This is a genomic window from Bradyrhizobium sp. LCT2, assembly GCF_009931255.1.
GTDB classification, from domain to species: Bacteria; Pseudomonadota; Alphaproteobacteria; order Rhizobiales; family Xanthobacteraceae; genus Bradyrhizobium; species Bradyrhizobium diazoefficiens.
This window is the reverse complement of the sequence record NZ_CP034432.1, coordinates 6,065,367-6,088,187: the sequence shown is the minus strand read 5'-3', so window position 1 is coordinate 6,088,187 and position 22,821 is coordinate 6,065,367. Positions and strand designations below refer to the sequence as shown.

Below are 22,821 nucleotides of genomic sequence, written 5' to 3'. Positions count from 1 at the left end.
CGGCATCTACAAAAATAAATTCTAAATCAGAACTCGCTACATTTCAATAGGATGCGGCATTTGATGCCGGATTTGCGATATTAAATGATGGTTATCATATTGACAGTTCTAAAATAGAACTTTAGGGCTAGCGCCACGATCAATCAGGTGGCGAACGACCGCCGCCATCGAAGGGAAGGGCGTTTCATGGCAGCTCCGCTCAAGGTCGAGTTTCACTTCGATTTCGGCAGTCCCAACGCCTACCTCGCCGAGCTTGCGCTGCCCGCCATCGAGCAGCGAACGGGAGTAAAGTTCGACTACGTGCCGGTGCTGCTCGGCGGCGTCTACAAGGCGACCGGCAACATGTCGCCCGCGGAGTCACTGCGCGGGATCAAGAACAAGCCGGAATACAATGCGCTCGAGACCGAGCGTTTCCTGCACCGTCACGGCATCACCAAATTCAAGACGAATCCGTTCTTCCCGGTGAACACGCTGATGCTGATGCGCGGCGTTGTCGCGGCCGAGTTCGAGGGGATGTTCGAGCCCTACTTCCGTGCCGCCTATCACCACATGTGGATCGAGCCCAAGAAAATGGACGACCCGCAGGTGTTCCGTGAGGCGTTCCTGTCGTCCGGGCTGGACATCGATCGCATCATCGCCCGCGCCCAGCAGGACGACGTCAAGAAGAAGCTGATCGAGAACACAGGCAGCGCCGTGGCGCGCGGCACGTTCGGCTCGCCAACGTTCTTCGTCGGCAACGAGATCTACTTTGGCAAAGACAGCCTGCGGGATGTCGAGGACGAAATCCTTGCGCAATCGGCCGCAGCGCGGCGCAAGAGCGCCTGACCGCGCGGAGCCATCAGAATGAACCGAGCCCGCAAAGGGCCTTTCAACGGGAGGTGTCATTGGCGAACTGGCAGCAGGATGCAGCCGAAATTATGAATGCGTTGCCGCAGCGCATCCATGAAGTGATGGACCCCTATGTTGCCGCCACGCCCGACCGGACGGCGCTGATCGAAGAGAATGCCAGCCTGACCTATCGCGAGCTCGACCGGGCGGTCGGTGCGACGGCCGATGCGCTCCGCGCGCTTGGCATCCGCGCCGGCGATCGCATGATGATGGTCAGCGAGAACGCAATCGCGCTCGCCTGCCTCCTGTTCGCCGCAAGCCGCCTCGATGCCTGGGCGATCGTCGCCAACCCGCGGCTGTCGCCGCGTGAGCTCGATCAGATCAGGGATCACAGCGGCGCCCGGCGCACGTTCTTCACGGCGAAGGTCTCCGAAGAGGCGGCCGCGCACGCGACGCGTTGCGACGCCGCGGTGCAGGATGTCGGGCCGCTCCACGGCATCGGCGTGTCTGCCCTGAACCAGGACACGCAGGCCGAGCCGGTCGAGGCGGACGGCGCACGCCAGGTGGCGGTCCTCATCTACACGTCCGGTACGACCGGAACGCCGAAAGGCGTCATGCTCACGCATCGGAACCTGCTGTTTTCGGCCAGTACCACGGCGACCTTGCGCAGCATGACGGCGGACGACGTGCAGTATTGCGTGCTGCCGATCTCGCATATTGTCGGCATCTCGCTGCTGACGATGACGCTGATGGTCGGCGGCGTCACCCGGCTGGTCACGAAATACAATCCCGCTGCGCTGGCCAAGGCGCTGGCCGAGGAAGGCATCACGCTTCTGAACGGCGTGCCCGCCACCTACCAGCGGCTGCTGGAATACAAGCAGATGGCGGGCTTGCCGAAGCTCGAGCGTGGGGCGCTGCGCCTGATGAGCGTCGCCGGCGCGCCGCTCGACCTCGAGCTCAAGGCAAGGGTCGAGAAGGAGCTCGGTCTTCCGCTCGGCAACGCCTTTGGCATTACTGAGTGCTCGCCGGGCATTTCCGGCGTGCGGCCCGAGGCGCCGCGCAGCGACAATTCGGTCGGCGTCCTCGTGCCGGGTATCGAGGCCCGGATTATGGGGCGCGACGGCACCATCGTGACGAACGGCGAGATCGGCGAACTGCATGTCCGCGGCCCGAACGTCATGCGCGGCTATTATCGCGCGCCCGACCTCACGGCGAAGGCGATCGACCCGGACGGCTGGTTCAACACGGGCGATCTCGCGCGCTTCGAGGGCGATGCGATGTTCATCGTTGGCCGCACCAAGGAGATGATCATCCGGTCCGGCTTCAACGTCTATCCGGCCGAGATCGAAGCGGTGCTCAGCACCCATCCCGACGTGGTGCAGTGCGCTGTGGTCGGGCGGCCGGTCCCGGGCAATGAAGAGATCGTGGCCTTCGTCCAGCTCCTCAAAGGCTCCTCGGCCACCGCGCAGGATGTGATGGCGCATGTCGCGCCGGAGCTCACCTCCTACAAGCGGCCGTCCGAGATCATCCTCATGGACGCGCTGCCGGCGACGTCGACCGGCAAGCTCCTGAAGCACAAGCTGGCGGAATCGCTGCGCAACTGAAGCGGGCGATATTGCCTCAACATCTTACAAGGCTGGAGAAATCCCATGCAGAAGAGAAACAAGACGGTTGCGGTGATCGGCGCGGGTGACTTCATCGGCGGCGAGATTGCCAAGAAATTCGCCTCCGAGGGCTTCACGGTCTTCGCTGGTCGTCGCAATGGCGACAAGCTCGCGCCCCTGGTCAAGGATATCGAGGCCGCCGGTGGCGAGATCCACGCCCGCTCGCTCGATGCGCGCAAGGAGGAGGAGATCATCTCCTTCCTGAACGACGCCGACAAGCACGCGCCACTCGAGGTCTGCATCTTCAACATCGGCGCCAACGTCAACTTTCCGATCCTCGAGACCACCGAGCGGGTGTTCCGAAAAGTCTGGGAGATGGCCTGCTACTCCGGCTTTCTCGCCGGCCGCGAGGCCGCGCGGCTGATGCTGCCGCGCGGAGGTGGCAACATCTTCTTCACCGGCGCGACCGCGAGCTTGCGCGGCGGCTCCGGCTATGCCGCCTTCGCCAGCGCGAAGTTCGGCCTGCGCGCGGTAGCGCAGGCGATGGCGCGCGAACTCGGGCCGAAGAACATCCATGTCGCGCATCTCATCATCGATTCCGGCGTCGATACCGAATGGGTGCGGCAGCGCCGGCTCGAAGCATTGGGTCCCAACGCGCTCGACGATCCCGATCTGTTGATGCCGCCTGCATCGGTGGCGACGTCCTATTGGCAGCTCTACCAGCAGCCGAAGAGCGCTTGGACGTTTGAACTCGAGATCCGTCCCTTCGGCGAGAAGTGGTAGGGAGCGCGTCCGATGCAGCTCGCGCTATCCCCGGAAGACGCAGCGTTCCGCGACGAAGTTCGCGCATTCATCAAGCACAATTATCCGACCGAAATGCGCGTCCCCAATCCGGAGACTGACCTGTCCAAGGAGCAGATGCTGTTGTGGCATCGCATCCTGCACAAGAAGGGTTGGATCGCGCCACTCTGGCCCAAGGAATATGGCGGGCCCGGTTGGTCGATCACCCGTCGTTTCCTGTTCGAGCAGGAGACCAGCCGTGCCGGCACGCTGCCGCCTCTGGCGTTCAGCGTCACCATGGTCGGTCCGGTGATCTACACATTCGGCAATGAGGGGCAGAAAGAGAAGTTCCTGCCGCGCATCTTGTCGGGCGAGGACTGGTGGTGCCAGGGCTATTCCGAGCCCGGCTCGGGCTCGGATCTCGCCACCGTCCGCACCAAGGCGGTGCGCGACGGCGACCACTACATCGTGAACGGCCACAAGACCTGGACCACGCTGGCCCAGCACGCCGACTGGATCTTCTGCCTGGTCCGCACTGATCCGGCGGCCAAGCCGCAATCCGGCATTTCGTTCCTCCTGATCGACATGAAGTCGCCGGGCGTCACGGTGCGCCCGATCACCACCATCGACGGCTCCCACGAGGTCAATGACGTCTTCCTCGAAAACGTCCGCGTGCCCGTCGAAAACCTGATCGGCGAGGAGAACAAGGGCTGGACCTACGCCAAATTCCTGCTCGGCAATGAGCGCACCAGCATGGCCGGCATCGGCCGCTCGACGCGCTACATCGAGAAGCTGAAGAAGATCGTGAAGGCGGAGATTCCGGAAGACGATCCGGCGCATCTCGAATTCATCAGGGACATCGCCCGCGTCGAGCTCGACGTGCTGGCGCTGGAGGCAACCGAGCTGCGCGTCGTTGCCCAGATGGCCCGCGGCATCGATCCGGGGCCGGCGGCTTCGCTGTTCAAGATCCGCGGCACCGAGATTTTCCAGGACCTCACGGAGCTGACCCATCGCGCGATCGGCAATTACGGGCTGGCGATCCGCGAGCATCCGGTCAGCGCCAACCATTTCATGCCGGGTCCGGACTACGGCCACACGGCCTCGGAGAAATATCTCAACGCGCGCAAGCTCTCCATCTACGGCGGATCGAACGAGATCCAGCGCAACATCATCGCCAAAGCAGTGCTCGGTCTCTAGCAATAGCGCCACAAGAGGATCGGATGGATATCCAGTTCACGGAAGAGCAGGAATTGTTGCGATCGAGCGTCCAGCGCCTGTTGCGCGACAAGTATGATTTCGATGCGCGCCGCAAGATCGTCGCGAGCGAGGAGGGCTACAGCCGCAGTCAATGGCAGGCCTTCGCCGAGCTCGGTCTGCTGGCCGCGCCGTTCTCCGAGGATTTCGGCGGCCTCGGCGGCGGCCCGCTGTCGACGATGATCATCATGCATGAGTTCGGCCGTCATCTCGTGGTCGAGCCTTTCGTCGAGACGGTGGTGCTCGCTGGCGGCCTTCTCGATCGCGTCGGGTCCGCCGAACAGAAGCAGGGCTTCATCCCCGAGATCGTAGCCGGCAACAAGATCTGGGCGCTCGCTTGGATCGAGAAAGGCTCGCGCTTCGATCTCGCCAGCGTCACCACCGCGGTGCGGCGCGAGGGTAACAGCTATGTGTTGACCGGCGCGAAGACCGCGGTTATGGCCGCGCCCTGGGCGGACTATCTGATCGTTTCGGCGCGTACGTCCGGTCAACAGCGGGACCGCAGCGGCGTCAGCCTCTTCGTGGTCGATCGCCGTGCCGCCAACCTCGATCTCCAGAGCTTCAAGACGATCGACGGTCGCCGCGCGGCGGAGATCAGCCTGCGTGGCGTGGCTGGCCAATTGCTAGGCGAGGAGGGTGCGGGTTTGGCCGCGCTGGAATCCTGTCGCGACCGTGCCATCGGCGCGCTCTGTGCCGAGGCCGTCGGTGCGATGTCCGAACTGAATGCCGCGACGCTGGACTATTCCAAGACCCGCAAACAGTTCGGCACGACGATCGGCTCGTTCCAGGTGCTGCAGCATCGGATGGTCGACATGTTCATCGCCCATCAGGAGGCGCTCTCATTGATGCAGCACCTCACCCTCAGCCTGGATGCAGGCGAGGCCGGCGTTTCGCGTCTCGCGTCGGGCGCCAAGTCGAAGATCGGCTATGCCGGCAGATTCATCTCCGACCAGGCGGTGCAGCTGCATGGCGGCATGGGCATGACCGACGAATTGAACGTCGGACATTATTTCAAGCACATTTCCTCCATCAACATCCAGTTCGGCGATCCCGCGTTTCACCTGTTGCGCTACGCGCAGCTCGATGCGGCCGCCTAGCAGAGAGGCAGACATGACGACTGAAGCAGTAATCGTATCCACCGCGCGCACCGCTGTCGGCAAGGCCTATCGCGGCGCGCTCAACAACACCGATGGTCCGACGCTGGCGGGCCATGTGATGGCCGAGGCCGTGAAGCGCGCCGGCATCGCGCCCGGCGAGGTCGAGGACGTGGTGATGGGCTGCGCCATGCAGCAGGGCACCATGGTGATGAACGTCGCCCGCAAGGGCGCGATCCGCGCCGGGCTGCCGGTGACGGTGGCCGGCACTACGATCGACCGGCAATGTGCGTCCGGCCTCCAGGCGATCGCGGTCGCCGCACGCTCGGTGATGCTTGATGGCGTCGAGATCGCGATCGGCGGCGGCATCGAGTCGATCAGCCTGGTGCAGAACGACCACATGAACAAGTTCCACGCGGTCGACCAGGATCTCATGGCGATGAAGCCGGAGATGTACATGTCGATGCTGGAGACGGCCGAGGTGGTCGCCGACCGCTACAAGATCGGTCGCGACCAGCAGGACGAATACTCGCTCGAATGCCAGCGCCGCGTTGGTGCTGCCTTGCAGGGGGGCCGCTTCAACGACGAGATCGTGCCGATCACGACCAAGATGGCCGTGGTCAACAAGGACACCAAGGAAGTGACCTATCAGCAGGTGACCTTGTCGAAGGACGAGGGCCCGCGTCCAGACACGACCGCGGAAGGCCTTTCGAAGATCAAGCCGGTGTTCGAAGGCAAGACCATCAGCGCCGGCAACGCCAGCCAGCTTTCGGATGGCGCCTCGGCCTGCGTGATCATGAGCGACAAGATCGCCGCGCAGAAAGGCCTGAAGCCGCTCGGCATCTTCCGCGGCTTCGCCGCTGCTGGCGTCGAGCCGGACGAGATGGGCGTCGGCCCGGTCGCCGCGATCCCGAGGCTCCTCAAGCGCCACAATCTCAGGATCGACGACATCGATCTCTGGGAGCTCAACGAGGCCTATGCGGTGCAGGTGATCTATTGCCGTGACAAGCTCGGCATCGATCCGAGCAAGCTGAACGTCAACGGTGGCTCGATTGCGATCGGCCATCCCTATGGCATGACGGGGTCGCGCCTGACCGGCCACCTCCTGCTCGAAGGCCGGCGGCGCAAGGCGAAATACGGCGTGGTGACCATGTGCATCGGCGGCGGCATGGGCGCCGCGGGCCTGTTCGAAATCGTCCACTGATCGGAAACGGAGTTTTTCACGTGAAGACAGCAATCACTGAACTGTTCGGCATCCAGCACCCGATCATCCAAGGCGGCATGCACTATGTTGGCTTCGCCGAGATGGCCGCGGCGGTGTCTAACGCCGGTGGCCTCGGCATCATCACCGGCCTGACGCAGAAAAGGCCGGAGCTCCTCGCCAGGGAGATCGCGCGCTGCCGCGACATGACCGACAAGCCGTTCGGCGTGAACCTGACGTTCCTGCCGACGCTGTCGGACCCGCCCTATCCGGAGTACATCGCCGCCATCCGCGAGGGCGGCATCAAGGCGGTCGAGACTGCGGGTCGCAGCCCGGAGGCGTACATGCCGGCGCTGAAGGCAGCCGGCATCAAGGTGATCCACAAATGTACATCGGTGCGGCATTCGCTGAAGGCCGAGAAGATCGGCTGCGACGCCGTGAGCGTGGACGGCTTCGAGTGCGGCGGTCATCCCGGTGAAGACGACATCCCAAACATGATCCTGCTGCCGCGGGCGGCGGACGAGCTGAAGATCCCATTCGTAGCCTCCGGCGGCATGGCGGATGGACGCAGCCTCGTCGGTGCGCTCGCGATGGGCGCCTCCGGCATGAACATGGGGACGCGTTTCGTCGCCACCAAGGAAGCCCCGGTCCATGACAATGTGAAGCAGGCGCTGGTCAAGGCTACCGAACTCGACACCGTGCTGGTGATGCGCGCCCTGCGCAACACCGAGCGCGTGCTCAGGAACAACGGCGTCAACGAGCTGCTCGAGATCGAGCGTGAGAAGGGCGCAAGCCTGAAGATCGACGACATCCTCGACCAGGTGGCCGGCGTCTATCCCAAGGTCATGATCGATGGCCAGATGGACGCGGGCGCGTGGAGCTGCGGCATGGTGGTCGGGCTGATCCATGACATTCCGACGGTCAAGGAGCTGATCGATCGCATCATGGCGGAGGCCGAAGCGATCATCCGCCAGCGGTTAACCGGCTTCCTTGACGGCGAGATCGAGACGCCGCGCGAGCGCGCGGTCGCCTGACGAGCGGCGAAGAGCACGCCAAGACCGGGGATAGCTGGCGGCGTCGGGATGCTGACGCCGCGGCGGTGCGGAGAGAAGTAAACCAGGGAGGAAGAGCATGCCCGTCGTTGGTAGCCATCAATATCCCACCATGGAATCCGTGATCTACGGCAAGCCGGCGGCCGAGGCGCTTCGGGAGGAGGCCGAATGGCTGGGAGCCAAGCGCGTCTATCTGATCGCGAGCCGCACGCTCAACACCACGACCGACGAAATCGAGAATATCCGGACGGCGCTCGGTGAACACCATGCCGCGACCTTTGACGGCGTGCCGCAGCATACGACCCGGGACGTGGTGACGGAGATTGCCCGGCAGGCCAAGGATGCCCAGGCCGACCTGGTCGTCGCTATCGGCGGCGGCTCCGTGGTCGATGCGGCCAAGATCGTGCTGATGTGCATGGAGCACGAGATCTTCGAACCGATGGGGCTCGACGGATTCGAGACCACGCCGGACCGCCGCTTCGGGGCATTTCGCGCGCCGAAGGTGCGGATGATCGCGATCCCCAGTACGCTCTCGGGCGGTGAGTACAATTCCGGCGCGCTGGTCACCGATACCGGTCGCAAGCTGAAGCAAATCTTCAATCATCCGATGATGATGCCGCGCAGCATCATCCTCGACCCCGCGATCACGAAATACACGCCCGAGAAGCTCTGGCTGGGATCCGGCACACGCGCGATGGATCACGGCATCGAGGCGATCTGCTCCAGCCGTCCCAATGTGCTCGTCGATGCCGTATGCCAGCAGGGATTGCGCTATCTGTACGACGGGCTTCGGCGCACCAAGGACAATCCAAACGACAAAGCGGCGCGGCTGAGCTGTCAGTTGGGATCCTGGATGTCAGCCTTCGGCTTGCAGTCGCGCGTTCCGATGGGCGCCAGCCATGCCATCGGCCATGTCCTCGGCGGGACCTGCGATGTTCCGCATTATTTCTGTACGGCCGTGATGATGCCGAGCGTGCTGCGGTACAATCTGCCGGCCACGCAAACGGCGCAGAGATCGGTCGCCGCCGCACTCGGCGCGCCCGGTCGCGATGCGGGCGAAGCCTTTGCAGCCTTCATCGCGGAGCTCGGTCTGCCGCGGCGGCTCGCCGACGTCGGCGTAGCCGAGGACCGTTTCGAGCTCATTGGCAAGAACGCAATGTTGTCAATCTTCACGCGGGCCAATCCGCAGCCGATCCGTGAGCCCGGCGACATCGTCAAGATACTCAAGCTGGCGGCCTGACGCGGCCGCTGAATGTCTGTCACGCCTTGCGGCAAGCACCACGTGCGTAAATCAATAGTGGAGGGAATCTGCGATGTCCTGGAGCACGCGACTGGCCTGCGCACTCGTGATTGCGATGTCTACTCCTTGCTGGGCGGGTGACGCGCCGGGTGTGACAGCGACGAAGATCAAGATCGGCGGCATTTTTCCCCTGAGCGGACCGGCGTCCTCGATCGGTCAGGTCGGACAGGGCGTGCAGGCCTATGTGCAATCGATCAACGATCGCGGCGGCATCAACGGCCGCAAGATCGACTACGTCATGATGGATGACGCGTACAGCCCGCCCAAGGCCTTCGAGCACGCGCGAAGGCTGGTGGAGAGCGACGAGGTCGCGTTCATGTTCAGCCAGCTCGGTACGGCGGGCAACTCGGCGGTGGCCAAATATCTCGCCGCGAAGAGAGTGCCGACCATCGCGATCGTCACCGGTGCGAGCAAGTTCACCAACGTCAAGGACTATCCGCTGACGACCACAGGCCTCGTCAGCTATGACACCGAAGGCAAGATCTACGCAAAATATCTGACGCGGGCGCTGCCTGCGGCGAAATACGCAATCCTCTACCAGAATGATGATCTAGGTCGCGACTACGTCAACGCCTTCAAAGCGGTGCTGGGCGCGGATTTCGATAAGCGTGTGATCACCGCCAGCTACGAGGTCACGGAGCCGACGGTCGACTCGCAGGTCGTCGCACTCAAGAGTTCCGGCGCGCAGGCACTGTTCGTGGCCGGGACGCCGAAATTCGCGGCACAGGCGATCCGTCGCGCAGCCGAGACCGGGTGGAAGGCGACGATCCTGATCAACTTCCCTTCGTCTTCGGTCGCGGGCACGCTGAGGCCCGCAGGGCTGGGAAATTCGATCGGTGTCATTGTCGGGACCCCGAACAAAGATCCGAACGACCAGAAATGGACTGACGATGAGGCGGTCAAGGCCTATAGCACCTTCTTCGAGCGATATCTGGCTGGCTCCGACATCACCAACACCAGCTACCTGACCGGGTACCAGCAAGGCATGGTGCTCGAGCAGATCCTCAGGCAATGCGGCGACGATCTTTCGCGCGAGAACATCATCAAGCAGGCAAAGTCGCTGAAGGACTTTGTTTTGCCGACCGCCTTGCCCGGCGTCAGGATCAATACCAGTGAGAGCAACAACATGATCTGGACGCAGCTTCAGCTTCAGCGCTGGACCGGTTCCCGCTGGGAGCCGTTCGGCGACATTCTCGACGCAAGCTCGGAGTAGAGCATCCGGCTGCTCCTACGCTTAGGCCGTGAGGACGAAGTTCATCAGGAGAAATCCACGATGGCCGACTTGCGCATATTCTCCTATCTGCCGAACCCGCGTGTCTGGAAGGCAACCATTGCCGCACGGTTCTGCGGTGTGGATGTCGAGGTCAGAGGGGCGCCCGCCAGGGAGCTCAAAGGCTGGCTGTGGGATTATGATGCACGTCCTCTGGTCGAGGAGGAACGCCAGTCGCTGTCATCTCTCGCACGAACGGGGCGGGTCGGGCTGACCGGCGCGCAGCTCTTCAAGACCGATGCTTTCTTGGCGGCGCAGCCGTTCGGCAACGTGCCGGCCGCCTTCGGGCCTGCCGGCAAGGTCGGAATCGTCGAATCCAACGGCATCATGCGTGCTGTGGCGCGCCTTGGCGAAGCGACGTACCAGCTCTACGGAAGGGACGCCTATGAAGCGTCCAGGATAGACGGCTTTCTCGATGTCAGCCTGGTCTTTGCGAGGGACGCGCAGATCTATCTCCTTGCGCTGTCGGCCGGCACGGTCGATGCGACCATTCACGCCCGCGCGAAGGAGGCGTTCGCGATCTATGCGTCGGGATCGAACAGGCCTTGTCGCCGCGGCGGGATACGCTGGTGGGGAACGGGATCACGTTGGCCGACATCTGCCTTGCCGCCGAACTTGCGCTGTTCATGAACGAGTATGCGCGGGTTGAACAGTTGAACAGACTGAGCCTCGACAAGATCCTTCACGCCGGTGTTCGGAGTGAGTACCCTCTGGCGTTCGCCCATTTTGACCGGCTCGTCGCGCACGAGCACTTCCGTCCTGATTTTGGGCCATTTGTCCAGAAGTTGCTGTCCAGGGCTGCGGCGTGAAGGCCGCCGGCTGCACGAAGGAGGTCTGCCCGCATGACCGCGCCAGTTTGCCTAATCTCAGGTGTCGGCCCCGGTACGGGCTCGGCCCTTGCCAGGAAGTTTGCAGAAGGCGGCTATAGCGTAGCGCTGCTCGCGCGGAACGAGGAGCGTCTTGCGACGCTCGAAGCGCAATTGCCCGGCGCGAAGGGATTTCGCTGTGATGTATCGGATCCCGCGCAGGTGGATGCGGTGGCATCGGCTGTGGAGCGTGATCTCGGGCATCCCGCCGTCGTCATCCACAACGCCGTCGGCGGTGCCTTTGGCACCTTCCGGGAGATTGACCCGGCGATCCTCAATCGCAATTTTCAGGTCAACACGATGGGGCTTTTGTTCCTGGCCCGGCGATTTACCCCAGCGATGGTCGCAGCCGGTGCGGGGTCTATCATTGCGACCGGCAACACCTCGGCGCTACGCGGCAAGGCCGGCTTCGCCGGCTTTGCGCCGACCAAGGCGGCGCAGCGGATTTTGGCGGAGTCCATGGCCCGGGATCTGGGACCGCAGGGAGTCCACGTTGCCTATGTCGTGATCGATGCCGTGATCGACCTCGAATGGACGCGAAAGCGGTGGCCGGAGCGGCCGGACGACTTCTTCATCAAGCCGCAGGCGATCGCCAGCGAGATCTGGCACCTCGCCCACCAGGACCGCAGCGCATGGTCGTTTAACGTTGAAATTCGGCCCTTCGGCGAGAGCTGGTAGCGGGCGTGCAAAGCGGCAAGAGCCGATCTAGCGCGATCGAGCTGGCGCGGCTCCTTCTGACACGATCTGCGGCCCGTCCACCCTCCAGTCTGCCTTCATGATCCAGCTGTTCCGACAAGGCGAAATTCCACTGCGGGGTTCAATGAAAATTTATTGACGCATGTGTCGGAACGACCGTTGATTTTCAAACTAAATCACACCTCCCTTTAATCGGCGGGTCCTAGGCTCGAGCCCCGGTATGTACCACCAAGCCAATCCTCAATTCTCGCAGTCAATACTAGATCGGGCTAGCTTACATTGGCTGGACCTAGCTCAAACTGCCTTATGATGGATTGGAGCGAAAGCTAAATTTTTTCAAATATGGCGTGTGCTCGCCGTGTGCACCGGGACGTCAACAAAAATCTTGCGACAAATTGGGGAGGTCTGCGTTTCTTCTCGAGGTGATGCTGCTCCATCAGCATTGTGCTGATCGAACTCCTTCTGCGCCAAGAGATGTACATGCCGCTTACGGGTCGCAACCAACGCTCGCATCATCGTTTCCTTGGCATAGCCGCGACCAGGCTACCTGTCCTGCCGGAAGGTGTAATTAACTTGTTAAGCTCGCAATCCGTGCGCAGTTTCAAGTGCTTGACGGCGATGCCGGTATTTCTCCGGAGGCCGCCGTTAACCAAATAGGAATTCGACGCGCTCAGTTTTCAGGCAACGGCGATCTACGTCCGAAGCGGCCGACAATGACTTGGCCGCGCGTTTCTGGGGAAATCTGCCATGTTGAGCCTTATTCGGAATTTGCGGATCGGTACCAAGCTTGCGGTTGCCTCAGCGCTCGGCATCCTCCTCGTCGCAGCCATGATCGCGGGCCAGATCGTCGGCAATGGCAATGTGCGCCACTCCAATGAGTCGGCGCTCGCGCAGCAGGTGCTGGTGCGGGATGCGGTCGAAGCCACGCTCGCGTTGCGAAGCATGCAGCTCAGCGCCCGCGACATTCGCCTCGCCAGCAATCCGGCTGACCTGCAAAAAGCAAACGATAGCCTCCTCGAACGATCCAAATCTTTCAGTGACGCCGTTGAGGCGATGCTGAAGCTCTCGCGCTCCCCGGAAAATCGCGCGCGAATGGAAGAGCTCAAGCGTCTCCTGATGGACTATCTCAAGGGCGTCCATCAGCTCGCATCGATCCGCAGCGAGGCCATTGCGGTCACCGGCGGTGACGCTGCTGCGCGCCTGGCCAAGTTCGCCGAAGAGAACGTGCGTGTGACCCGCGAGATCACGTTGCCGAACGCAGCCAAGATGGACACGCTGACCAACCAGATCGCCGAGTTTGCCAAGCACCGAAGCGAGGAGGAGATTGCCGTTGCAGGGCGCGAAATGGCCGCGAGCGAGAGGCTCGGCATCATCATCGGTGCATGCGCCATGCTCGTGCTCATCGCTTCATGGTTCATGTCCTTCGTGACCATCGCACGACCCATCAGCGCGCTGACGGTTGCGATGAATGAGCTCGCCGGCGGCAATTTCGCGGTAGTGCTGCCTGGGCTCGGCCGCAAGGACGAGGTCGGCGGCGTTGCCGGAGCGGTCGAAAGGTTCAAGGTCGTGTCCGAGCAGAAGGCGCGGGACGAAGCCGAGGCCAAGATCCGACAGGATAATGTCGCGGCCGAGCAGCGCAAGGCTGAGATGCGCAAGCTCGCCGACAGCTTTGAATCCGCCGTCGGCGAGATCGTCGATACCGTCTCCTCGGCATCGACCGAGCTGGAGGCCTCCGCCTCGACGCTCACCTCGACCGCGGAGCGCGCCCAAGAACTCACCACCATGGTCACTGCGGCGTCCGAGGAAGCGTCGACCAACGTGCAATCGGTGGCGTCGGCGACCGAGGAGCTGTCGTCCTCGATCACCGAGATCAGCCGGCAGGTTCAGGAGTCGGCACGGGTTGCCAGTGAGGCCGTCGGTCAGGCCCGCTCCACTACCGAGCGCGTCAGCGAGCTCTCGAAGGCGGCGACACGGATCGGCGATGTGGTCGAACTGATCAACACCATCGCCGGTCAGACTAATTTGTTGGCGCTCAACGCCACGATCGAGGCGGCCCGCGCGGGTGAGGCCGGGCGCGGCTTTGCGGTCGTTGCCTCCGAGGTCAAGGCGCTGGCCGAGCAGACCGCGAAGGCGACCGGCGAGATCGGCCAACAGATCGCTGGTATCCAGGCCGCGACGCACGAATCGGTCGGAGCTATCAAAGACATCAGCGACACCATCGAAAAACTCTCCGAGATCTCCTCGACAATCGCGGCTGCGGTGGAAGAGCAGGGCGCGGCCACGCAGGAAATCTCCCGCAACGTGCAGCAGGCTGCGCAAGGGACCCATCAGGTGTCGGCCAACATCACCGATGTGCAGCGCGGCGCGGGCGAGACCGGATCGGCATCCTCACAGGTGCTTTCGGCGGCGCAATCGCTCGCGTCCGACAGCAACCGTCTCAAGTTCGAGGTCGGCAAATTTCTCGACACGGTGCGCGCGGCCTGAGGACGTGCCTGCGGACTTGATCAGCGGGTCCAATGTTCGTGCCCTAGTCGCCCACCAAGTTTTTCAAGGACTTCCCCTAGCGAACCGGTTGAGACGACCGAACTAAATCGGTTTCAAAAGGGGGTTACCTTTCCGGGAAGGAGTTGCGTATTGCGTCAGTCGCCCCTGATCGTGCCGCTGGATCCTCTAGCCCAGTACATCTACCTCCTCCCGGAGGACTTCCGCGCCCGCGCGGGCTGCGCCTGTCGAGAAACCGACCGCGAGGCCGCCTTGGCGCGACCTCACCTCGGGCCATCCTGTTAGGATCGTCGTCATCAACGCCATCGAGGGCTGGTCACGCGATGCGACCGAAGATGTCGCGCGCGAGCTTGAGCGCAGTATAGATCCCGTCTGGGCTTCATTCTTTGCAGCTGTCCCGTATGGTGCGTGCGATCATTGAGGTGAACACATTAGATCTAACTGGCTCTTGGTGGCTGGACCTACCTCAAACTTCCTGATGATGGATTGGAGCGAGAGTTTAGGGTTTTCAAACGCTTAGAAGCCTGCGTGTGCACAACGTGTGCACGGGAAGGTCAAGAAGAATCTCAGGAGGTGCAACAAAATCCATTCGTTTGTGAGCACGACGAGCATATTGCCCTGCCAATTTGTTCAGCCTGAGCTACGGCTAAGCCGTGGACCTGGGTGACGGTTGCGCAGGGTGTCCCGTTTGTGGAGTAGCGCGATCCAGTCGCAGAGGTAGCTACGCGCGTCGGCGCTCGCGCAGCTTGCGGAAGTCGTCACCGGCGTGGTGTGAGGATCGCGTCAGTGGCGTGGCCGAGACCATGAGAAATCCCTTGGCATAGGCGGTCTTCTCATAGGCCTCGAATTCAACAGGGGGCACGAAGCGCATCACGGCATGGTGCTTGCGCGTCGGCTGGAGATACTGGCCGATGGTCAGGAAGTCGACGTCGGCGGAACGCAGATCGTCCATCAACTGCAGCACCTCGCTACGATCCTCGCCGAGGCCGACCATGATTCCCGATTTGGTGAAGATGCGCGGGTCGAGCTCCTTCGCGCGTTGCAGAAGTCGCACCGAATGGAAATAGCGGGCACCTGGGCGTACCGCGAGATATTTTGACGGCACCGTTTCCAGATTGTGATTGAGCACGTCTGGCCTTGCCGCAACGATCGTTTCGAGCGCGCCGTGCTTGCGCAGGAAATCAGGCGTGAGGATTTCGATTGACGTTGCCGGGCTCATTGCGCGGATCGCCGCAATTGTGGCTGCGAAATGGGCGGCGCCGCCGTCGGCGAGGTCGTCGCGATCGACCGATGTCACGACCACGTGCTCAAGCCCGAGCTTGGCCACGGCGTCGGCGACCTTGCCGGGCTCGTCGGCATCGAGCGGGCCGGGCAGGCCGGTGCGCACGTTGCAGAACGCGCAGGCGCGCGTGCAGGTGTCACCCATGATCATGAAGGTCGCGTGCTTCTTCGCCCAGCACTCGCCGATGTTGGGGCAGCTGGCTTCCTCGCAGACGGTCACGAGCTTGTTTTCGCGCACGATACGTTGCGTCTCAGTCCATTGGGCGGAGCCGGGGGCTTTCACGCGGATCCATGCGGGCCTGCTTTCCATCGGTGTGTCCGGGCGGTTGGCCTTTTCGGGATGGCGCGGCCTTTCGGTCCGCTGCGTCGTGCGCGGATCGTTGTTGAGGAGATCAAGTATCACTTTCATGCACCCATCCCTGTGATGTGCCAGAGCCAAACATGCCGGCGGCTTCGCTCAAACTGCATGATACGTCTCGACTTGCGCAAGCAATCGCGTGCCAACAATGGAGTCTCGCGCGCTTGGTCGCTGACATTCAGTTATCGCGATGACACGCGTCAACCTGATTTGTAATCGCGTTGTTCTCACTTGGGTGACTGGGCAAACCCTTACGCGGATGCTCCAGTCCCGGCGGGCCGGGTGACGGCATCGCCTGGCATTCGGAACCTTCCGTCAGGTCGGTCCGATATTTCGGGCGGTCGCTCTGGCCGGTTTTCCGGAGCTTCAGACGGATCCGGCCCGAATGCCCTCGCGGGAGCAGTCAGCTATCCGGTAAAACCAAGCAAATTGAACGACATCGCTGAGAATACCGTACTTTCCGTGGGCTGGCATGAATGCTGCTTAATAACCTGTCAAAAGAAGCGACAGCTCTAAAATAAACTGTGCGAGGGGACGTTCAGATGCCAGCCAACATTCAACTCACGACCTAACGCGACCGGGATATCGCCCGTTCGGCATTGTGCGCGTCCGCATGAACGCGGGCCGCAATGAACCTTGGCGCTCGACTTCGGCTCGGCATGCAATGGAGAAAGTAATGACGCTCGCGGACGCTCACGATCAGGACCCGCAGGAAACCCGGGAATGGCTTGATGCCCTGTCGGCGGTCCGCGGGCACCGCGGCAATGAACGCGCCGAGTTCGTCATCAATGCGATGCTCGATGCGGCCCGACACAGCGGCCTCCAGATCGAGCAGTCGCTGACAACGCCTTATTGCAATACAATCCCGCCGGATCAGCAACCGGCGCTGCCGGGCGACCGCGCGATCGAGCACAAGCTTCGCTCCGTCATCCGCTGGAATGCGCTGGCGATTATTCTGCGCGCCAACAAAGAAAGCTCGGAGCTCGGCGGCCACATCGCGAGCTTCCAGTCCGCTGCGACGCTCTACGACATCGGCTTCGGCCATTTCTGGCACGCGCCGACCGATGCCCATGGCGGCGATCTGATTTTCGTTCAGGGACATTGTTCGCCCGGCATCTACGCACGCGCCTTTCTCGAGGGGCGGTTGAGCGAGGAGCAACTTCTCAGCTTTCGGCAGGAGACGAGCGGCAACGGGTTGTCGAGTTATCCGCATCCTTGGCTGATGCCGAATTTCTGGCAGTTCCCGACGGTGTCGATGGGCCTCGGGCCGCTGATGGCGATCTATCAGGCGCGGTTCCTGAAATATCTCGAGAACCGCAAGCTAGCCGAGACGTCCAACCGGAAGGTCTGGGCGTTCATGGGCGACGGCGAAACCGACGAGCCGGAATCGCTCGGCGCCATCTCGCTCGCCGGCCGCGAGAACCTCGACAATCTGATCTTCGTCATCAACTGCAACCTGCAGCGGCTCGATGGACCCGTTCGGGGCAACGGCAAGATCGTTCAGGAGCTTGAAAGCGTATTCCGCGGTGCGGGCTGGAACGTCATCAAGGTGCTATGGGGCTCGGGGTGGGACCGCCTGCTGGAAAAGGACGAGAGCGGGCTGCTGCTCAGGCTCATGGAAGAATGCGTCGACGGCGAATACCAGGACTTCAAGAGCAAGAGCGGCGCCTACATTCGCGAACACTTCTTCGGCAAGTACGAGGAAACGAAGCAGCTCGTATCCGATATGAGCGACGACGAGATCTGGCAGCTCGCGCGCGGCGGCCATGATCCCGAGAAGGTCTTCGCCGCCTACACCGCGGCCGTGAACCACAAGGGCCAGCCAACGGTCATCCTGCCGAAAACCGTCAAGGGGTACGGCATGGGCGAATCCGGCGAAGGCCAGATGATCGCCCATCAGGCGAAGAAGATGACGCAGGACGCGCTGCGCGGCTTTCGTGATCGCTTCCAGGTGCCGGTCGCCGACGCGGACCTGGCCAAGGTGCCTTTCCTCCGGCTGCCGGAAGATAGCCCGGAAATGAAGTATTTCCGGGCACAGCGCGAAAAGCTCGGCGGCTACCTGCCGCAACGCCGGCGGAAATCCGCGTCCTTGCAAATTCCACCACTCTCGACGTTCCAGCGCTTGCTCGAAAACACCGGCGACCGCGAGATCTCGACGACGATGGCCTTCGTGCAGTTGCTCGGCACCCTTGTGCGCGACAAGGTGATCGGCAGGCACATCGTGCCGATCGTGCCGGACGAATCCCGCACCTTTGGCATGGAGGGCATGTTCCGGCAACTCGGCATCTATTCGTCGGTCGGCCAGCTTTACAGGCCGCAGGATGCCGACCAGCTGATGTACTACCGCGAAGACAAGAGCGGGCAGGTATTCCAGGAAGGCATCAACGAAGGCGGTGCGATGTCGAGTTGGATCGTCGCGGCGACGTCCTACTCGACGAACAACGTGCCGATGATCCCGTTCTACATCTACTACTCGATGTTTGGCCTGCAGCGTGTCGGCGATCTCGCCTGGCTCGCAGGCGACATGCGGGCACGCGGCTTCTTGCTCGGCGGCACGGCCGGCCGAACTACGCTAAACGGCGAAGGCTTGCAGCACGAGGACGGCCACAGCCACGTGCTCGCGGCCACGATCCCGAACTGCATCTCCTACGATCCGACCTTCGCCTATGAAGTCGTGACCATCGTGCGCGAAGGCATGCGCCGCATGTATGAGGCGCAGGAGGACGTCTACTACTACCTCACTCTGATGAACGAGAACTATCCGCATCCAGCGCTGGCCGATGCAGGCGAAGGGGCGGAGGAGGGGATTCTCAAGGGGCTCTATCTCCTGAAAAACGGAGGCGAGACCGCGAAGAAGGGCCTCCGCGTCCAGCTAGTCGGGTCGGGCACGATCTTGCGCGAGGTGATCGCGGCCGCCCATCTGCTCAAGGCAGACTTCGGCGTGGCCGCGGACGTCTGGAGCGCAACCAGCTTCAACGAGCTGCGCCGCGATGGCATGGCGGCGGAGCGCTGGAACCTGCTGCATCCGACCGAGCCACGTCGCGAGAGCTGGGTTGAATCGCAGCTCAAGGGATATCCGGGGCCGGTCGTGGCGTCCACCGACTATATGCGCAACTACCCCGACCAGATCCGGGAATATGTACAGGCGGCGGGGCGCCGCTACGTCGTGCTCGGCACCGGCGGGTTCGGCCGTAGCGACTATCGCGTGAAGCTGCGCAAATTCTTCGAGGTCGACCGGCACTACGTCGCGGTCGCCGCCCTCAAGGCGCTCGCCGATGAGGGAGCGATCAAGCCCGCGGTCGTGGCCGAGGCCATCGCCAAATATCAAATCGATGCCGGGCGCGCTGCGCCGTGGACCGTGTGAGGCTGGGAGCCGAGGGCAGAGCAATGAGTGGGCTGATCGACATCAAGGTTCCCGATATCGGCGACTTCAAGGACGTCCCGGTGATCGAGGTCTTCGTCAAGCCGGGCGACAAGGTAAAGGCCGAGGACCCGCTGGTCGCGCTCGAGTCCGACAAGGCGACCATGGAAGTGCCGTCACCGCGCGATGGCGTGGTGAAGTCCGTGGTGGTCAAGGTTGGCGACAAGGTAAGCGAAGGTGCGGTGATCGTGCAATTCGAGGGCGCGGGCGCCGAGCAGGCGGAAACGCGCCCGGTCGTCAGTGCGCCGCCGTCGCCGGTCAGCGCGCCGGCCGGTGTGGCCGAGGTACGCGTCCCCGACATTGGTGACTTCAAGGACGTGCCGGTCATCGAAATCTTCGTGAAGCCCGGCGATAGCGTCAAGGCGGAGGATCCGCTGATTGCGCTCGAATCGGACAAGGCAACGATGGAAGTGCCGGCTCCGCTCTCGGGTACGGTGCGCGAGATCAAGGTGAAGACGGGTGACAAGGTCAGCGAGGGCGCGATTATCCTCGTGCTCGCGACCGGTGACGCATCCGCTGCGGCGAACGCTGCCGCGCCCGCACTGGCACCCGCATCACAGGCGACAGCCGCGGCATTGGCGGTGCAAGCCGCCGGGGTCGACGAACAAGCCTTCGCGCTGGCCTATGCCGGTCCGGCGGTGCGCAAGTTGGCGCGCGAGATGGGCGTCGATCTCGGCAAGATCAAGGGCTCGGGCAATCACGGCCGGATTGTGCGTGAGGACGTCGAGGCCTCTGCCAAGGGTGGTGCGCCCGCCGCCAAGCCGCAGGCTGCGGCGGCGAGCGGAGGCGGTGTCGGCAGCATCGATCTTCTGCCCTGGCCCAAGATCGATTTCGCGAAGTTCGGGCCGGTCGAGCGCAAGGAGCTCGGCCGCATCAAGAAGATCTCGGCAGCCAATCTGCATCGCAACTGGGTCGTCATTCCGCACGTCACAACTCATGACGAGGCCGACATCACCGAACTCGAGCAGTTCCGGGTCAAGATGAACAAGGAGCTGGAGAAGAGCGGCGTCAAGCTCTCGCTGCTGCCGTTCATGGTGAAAGCGGCCGTTGCGGCGTTGAAAAAGTTTCCGGAGTTCAACGCCAGCCTCGACGGCGACACCCTGGTCTACAAGAATTACTGGCACATCGGCTTTGCAGCGGACACGCCGAACGGACTGATGGTGCCTGTCATCCGCGATGCCGACAAGAAGTCGTTGCCGGAGATCGCCAACGAGATGAACGCGCTCGCCAAGCTTGCGCGCGAGGGCAAGATCAAGCCGGACCAGATGCAAGGGGGCACTTTCTCGATCTCGTCGCTCGGCGGCATCGGCGGCATCTACTTCACGCCGATCATCAACGCGCCGGAAGTCGCGATCATGGGCGTATGCAAGGGATACTGGAAGCAGCATTCGCCTGACGGCAAGACTTGGGCCTCGCGCCTTACCTTGCCGTTGTCGCTGTCCTGGGATCACCGGGTCATCGACGGCGCGGCCGCCGCCCGCTTCAACGTCTACTTCGCCAGCGTGCTCGCCGATTTGCGGCGGGTGCTGTTCTGAGTTCGGGGGAGAGCAGCATGGCTCAGCAGATCGAAGTGAAGGTTCCTGACATCGGCGACTTCAAGGACGTTGCGGTGATCGAGGTCATGGTGAAGCCCGGCGAGACCGTGGCGGTCGACACCAGCCTCATCATGGTCGAGTCCGACAAGGCGTCGATGGAGATCCCGTCCTCGCATGCCGGAATCGTCAAGGAGGTCAAAGTCAGGGTTGGCGACAAGGTCAGTGAAGGCTCGATCATCCTCGTGCTGGAGACTGCGGGGGCCGCGGCCGCTCCGCCGCCTGCGCCGGCGTCAAAGCCTGCCGCTACGTCGTCCGCAGCTGCGCCTGTCCCGGCATCTCATTCCGGCAAGGCGGATATCGAATGCGAGATGCTGGTGCTCGGCGCCGGGCCCGGCGGCTATTCGGCCGCTTTCCGCGCCGCCGATCTCGGCATGAAGACCGTGCTGGTTGAGCGTTACGACACGCTCGGCGGCGTCTGTCTCAATGTCGGCTGCATTCCAAGCAAGGCGTTGCTGCATACGGCGTCCGTCGTCGATGAGGTCAAGCATCTCCCGGACCACGGAATCTCGTTCGGTGCGCCGCAGATCGACCTCGACAAGCTGCGCGGGTTCAAGGACGGCGTGATCAAGAAGCTGACCGGTGGTCTCGCCGGGATGGCCAAGGCCCGCAAGGTCGAGGTGGTGACCGGCGTCGGTGCCTTCCTCGATCCGCATCATCTTGAAGTGGTCACTGCGGGCGGCAAGAAGACGATCAAGTTCGCCAAGGCGATCATCGCTGCTGGCAGCCAGGCGGTGAAGCTGCCGTTCCTGCCCGAGGATCCGCGCATCGTCGACTCGACGGGCGCATTGCTGCTGAAGTCGATCCCGAAGCGCATGCTGGTGATCGGCGGCGGCATCATCGGGCTCGAGATGGCGACGGTCTATTCGGCGCTTGGCGCGCGCATCGACGTGGTCGAAATGCTCGACGGCCTGATGCAGGGCGCCGACCGTGACCTGGTCAAGGTCTGGGAGAAGATGAACGCGAAGCGTTTCGACAAGGCGATGCTGAAGACCAAAACCGTCGGCGCGAAGGCGACCGAGGCCGGAATCGAGGTCAGCTTCGAGGGCGAGCAGGCGCCGTCCGGGCCGCAGGTCTATGACCTCGTTCTGGTAGCCGTCGGCCGAAGCCCGAACGGCAAGAAGATCGGCGCCGAGAAGGCCGGTGTCGCGGTGACCGATCGCGGCTTCATCGACGTCGACAAGCAAATGCGCACCAACGTGGCGCACATCTTTGCGATAGGCGACATCGTGGGCCAGCCGATGCTGGCGCACAAGGCCGTGCATGAAGGCCATGTGGCTGCCGAAGTCGCCCATGGCGAAAAATCCTATTTCGACGCGCGACAGATCCCGTCGGTCGCCTATACCGATCCCGAAGTCGCCTGGGCCGGCAAGACCGAGGACGAGTGCAAGGCCGAGGGCATTAAGTTTGGCAAATCGGTCTTCCCGTGGGCGGCGTCCGGCCGCGCCATCGCCAATGGCCGCGACGAGGGTTTCACAAAGCTGTTATTCGACACGGCGACGCATCGCGTCATCGGCGGCGGGATCGTCGGCACGCATGCGGGCGATCTGATCAGCGAGGTCTGCCTTGCGATCGAAATGGGATGTGAGCCGGCCGATATCGGCAAGACCATTCATCCGCATCCGACGCTCGGCGAGTCCATCGGAATGGCAGCGGAGGTCTTTGAGGGCCACTGCACCGATCTGCCGGCACAGAAGAAGAAATAGCGCGGCCTGCTAACGC

17 protein-coding genes are annotated in these 22,821 nt (G+C 62.7%); 16 read left to right on the top strand and 1 reads right to left on the bottom strand.

The window, feature by feature from the left end; all coding sequences use genetic code 11:
- Window positions 1–186: 186 nt before the first annotated feature.
- The 13 genes from EI171_RS29210 to EI171_RS29155 all read left to right on the top strand — a co-directional run bounded on the left by EI171_RS29210 (window position 187) and on the right by EI171_RS29155 (window position 14,429).
- Window positions 187–825: a 2-hydroxychromene-2-carboxylate isomerase gene (locus EI171_RS29210; RefSeq protein ID WP_161535379.1), complete on the top strand. Its 639-nt coding sequence runs from the start codon at window positions 187–189 to the stop codon at window positions 823–825.
- Window positions 826–884: 59 nt separating this feature from the next.
- Complete coding sequence (locus EI171_RS29205) at window positions 885–2,432, top strand: class I adenylate-forming enzyme family protein (protein ID WP_371740275.1); 1,548 nt, start codon at window positions 885–887, stop codon at window positions 2,430–2,432.
- 45 nt (window positions 2,433–2,477) lie between these two features.
- Window positions 2,478–3,215, top strand: coding sequence for an SDR family oxidoreductase (locus EI171_RS29200; protein ID WP_161535378.1), 738 nt, complete (start codon window positions 2,478–2,480; stop codon window positions 3,213–3,215).
- A gap of 12 nt (window positions 3,216–3,227) precedes the next feature.
- Window positions 3,228–4,409: an acyl-CoA dehydrogenase family protein gene (locus tag EI171_RS29195; RefSeq protein WP_161535377.1), complete on the top strand. Its 1,182-nt coding sequence runs from the start codon at window positions 3,228–3,230 to the stop codon at window positions 4,407–4,409.
- Between the two features lie 23 nt (window positions 4,410–4,432).
- Window positions 4,433–5,563 (top strand): acyl-CoA dehydrogenase family protein, encoded by a 1,131-nt coding sequence (locus EI171_RS29190; protein ID WP_161535376.1) that lies wholly within the window; start codon window positions 4,433–4,435, stop codon window positions 5,561–5,563.
- A gap of 13 nt (window positions 5,564–5,576) precedes the next feature.
- Window positions 5,577–6,764, top strand: coding sequence for an acetyl-CoA C-acyltransferase (locus EI171_RS29185; RefSeq protein ID WP_161535375.1), 1,188 nt, complete (start codon window positions 5,577–5,579; stop codon window positions 6,762–6,764).
- A gap of 20 nt (window positions 6,765–6,784) precedes the next feature.
- A complete protein-coding gene (locus EI171_RS29180) occupies window positions 6,785–7,795 on the top strand; it encodes a nitronate monooxygenase family protein (RefSeq protein WP_161535374.1) in 1,011 nt (336 codons plus the stop codon).
- A gap of 97 nt (window positions 7,796–7,892) precedes the next feature.
- Window positions 7,893–9,053, top strand: a complete 1,161-nt coding sequence (locus EI171_RS29175; RefSeq protein ID WP_161535373.1) for an iron-containing alcohol dehydrogenase — start codon at window positions 7,893–7,895, stop codon at window positions 9,051–9,053.
- 73 nt (window positions 9,054–9,126) lie between these two features.
- Complete coding sequence (locus EI171_RS29170) at window positions 9,127–10,326, top strand: ABC transporter substrate-binding protein (protein ID WP_161535372.1); 1,200 nt, start codon at window positions 9,127–9,129, stop codon at window positions 10,324–10,326.
- Window positions 10,327–10,386: 60 nt separating this feature from the next.
- Window positions 10,387–11,013 (top strand): hypothetical protein, encoded by a 627-nt coding sequence (locus EI171_RS29165; RefSeq protein ID WP_246740279.1) that lies wholly within the window; start codon window positions 10,387–10,389, stop codon window positions 11,011–11,013.
- On the top strand, window positions 10,971–11,192 hold the full coding sequence (locus EI171_RS45850) for a hypothetical protein (RefSeq protein ID WP_246740278.1): 222 nt from the start codon (window positions 10,971–10,973) through the stop codon (window positions 11,190–11,192). The genes EI171_RS29165 and EI171_RS45850 overlap by 43 nt, the downstream gene beginning before the upstream one ends.
- A 33-nt stretch (window positions 11,193–11,225) precedes the next feature.
- Window positions 11,226–11,927 carry an SDR family NAD(P)-dependent oxidoreductase gene (locus EI171_RS29160; protein ID WP_161535371.1) on the top strand — a complete coding sequence of 234 codons (702 nt, stop codon included), beginning with the start codon at window positions 11,226–11,228 and terminating at the stop codon, window positions 11,925–11,927.
- A 765-nt stretch (window positions 11,928–12,692) separates the two neighbouring features.
- Window positions 12,693–14,429 (top strand): methyl-accepting chemotaxis protein, encoded by a 1,737-nt coding sequence (locus tag EI171_RS29155; RefSeq protein WP_161535370.1) that lies wholly within the window; start codon window positions 12,693–12,695, stop codon window positions 14,427–14,429.
- A gap of 739 nt (window positions 14,430–15,168) precedes the next feature.
- Here EI171_RS29155 and lipA read toward each other — a convergent pair.
- Window positions 15,169–16,137 (bottom strand): lipoyl synthase, encoded by a 969-nt coding sequence (gene lipA, locus EI171_RS29150; protein ID WP_161535369.1) that lies wholly within the window; start codon window positions 16,135–16,137, stop codon window positions 15,169–15,171.
- A gap of 625 nt (window positions 16,138–16,762) precedes the next feature.
- Here lipA and aceE point away from each other — a divergent pair.
- The 3 genes from aceE to lpdA are packed head-to-tail and all read left to right on the top strand — an operon-like array spanning window position 16,763 to window position 22,805.
- Window positions 16,763–19,450: a pyruvate dehydrogenase (acetyl-transferring), homodimeric type gene (gene aceE, locus EI171_RS29145; RefSeq protein ID WP_161535368.1), complete on the top strand. Its 2,688-nt coding sequence runs from the start codon at window positions 16,763–16,765 to the stop codon at window positions 19,448–19,450.
- A 23-nt stretch (window positions 19,451–19,473) separates the two neighbouring features.
- Entirely contained in the window at window positions 19,474–21,042 is a 1,569-nt protein-coding gene (locus EI171_RS29140) for a dihydrolipoyllysine-residue acetyltransferase (RefSeq protein ID WP_011086502.1), read from the top strand.
- Between the two features lie 17 nt (window positions 21,043–21,059).
- Entirely contained in the window at window positions 21,060–22,805 is a 1,746-nt protein-coding gene (lpdA, locus tag EI171_RS29135; protein WP_161535367.1) for a dihydrolipoyl dehydrogenase, read from the top strand.
- The last annotated feature ends 16 nt before the right edge of the window (window positions 22,806–22,821 follow it).

Excerpts from the sequence above, each read along its gene's own strand:
- EI171_RS29165 (WP_246740279.1), top strand. The coding sequence starts at position 10,387 with ATGGCCGACTTGCGCATATTCTCCTATCTGCCGAACCCGCGTGTCTGG.
- EI171_RS29160 (WP_161535371.1), top strand. The coding sequence starts at position 11,226 with ATGACCGCGCCAGTTTGCCTAATCTCAGGTGTCGGCCCCGGTACGGGC.
- EI171_RS29210 (WP_161535379.1), top strand. The coding sequence starts at position 187 with ATGGCAGCTCCGCTCAAGGTCGAGTTTCACTTCGATTTCGGCAGTCCC.
- EI171_RS29140 (WP_011086502.1), top strand. The coding sequence starts at position 19,474 with ATGAGTGGGCTGATCGACATCAAGGTTCCCGATATCGGCGACTTCAAG.
- lipA (WP_161535369.1), bottom strand. The coding sequence starts at position 16,137 with ATGAAAGTGATACTTGATCTCCTCAACAACGATCCGCGCACGACGCAG.
- EI171_RS29195 (WP_161535377.1), top strand. The coding sequence starts at position 3,228 with ATGCAGCTCGCGCTATCCCCGGAAGACGCAGCGTTCCGCGACGAAGTT.
- lpdA (WP_161535367.1), top strand. The coding sequence starts at position 21,060 with ATGGCTCAGCAGATCGAAGTGAAGGTTCCTGACATCGGCGACTTCAAG.
- aceE (WP_161535368.1), top strand. The coding sequence starts at position 16,763 with ATGACGCTCGCGGACGCTCACGATCAGGACCCGCAGGAAACCCGGGAA.
- EI171_RS29155 (WP_161535370.1), top strand. The coding sequence starts at position 12,693 with ATGTTGAGCCTTATTCGGAATTTGCGGATCGGTACCAAGCTTGCGGTT.
- EI171_RS29190 (WP_161535376.1), top strand. The coding sequence starts at position 4,433 with ATGGATATCCAGTTCACGGAAGAGCAGGAATTGTTGCGATCGAGCGTC.
- EI171_RS29185 (WP_161535375.1), top strand. The coding sequence starts at position 5,577 with ATGACGACTGAAGCAGTAATCGTATCCACCGCGCGCACCGCTGTCGGC.
- EI171_RS29170 (WP_161535372.1), top strand. The coding sequence starts at position 9,127 with ATGTCCTGGAGCACGCGACTGGCCTGCGCACTCGTGATTGCGATGTCT.
- EI171_RS29175 (WP_161535373.1), top strand. The coding sequence starts at position 7,893 with ATGCCCGTCGTTGGTAGCCATCAATATCCCACCATGGAATCCGTGATC.
- EI171_RS29200 (WP_161535378.1), top strand. The coding sequence starts at position 2,478 with ATGCAGAAGAGAAACAAGACGGTTGCGGTGATCGGCGCGGGTGACTTC.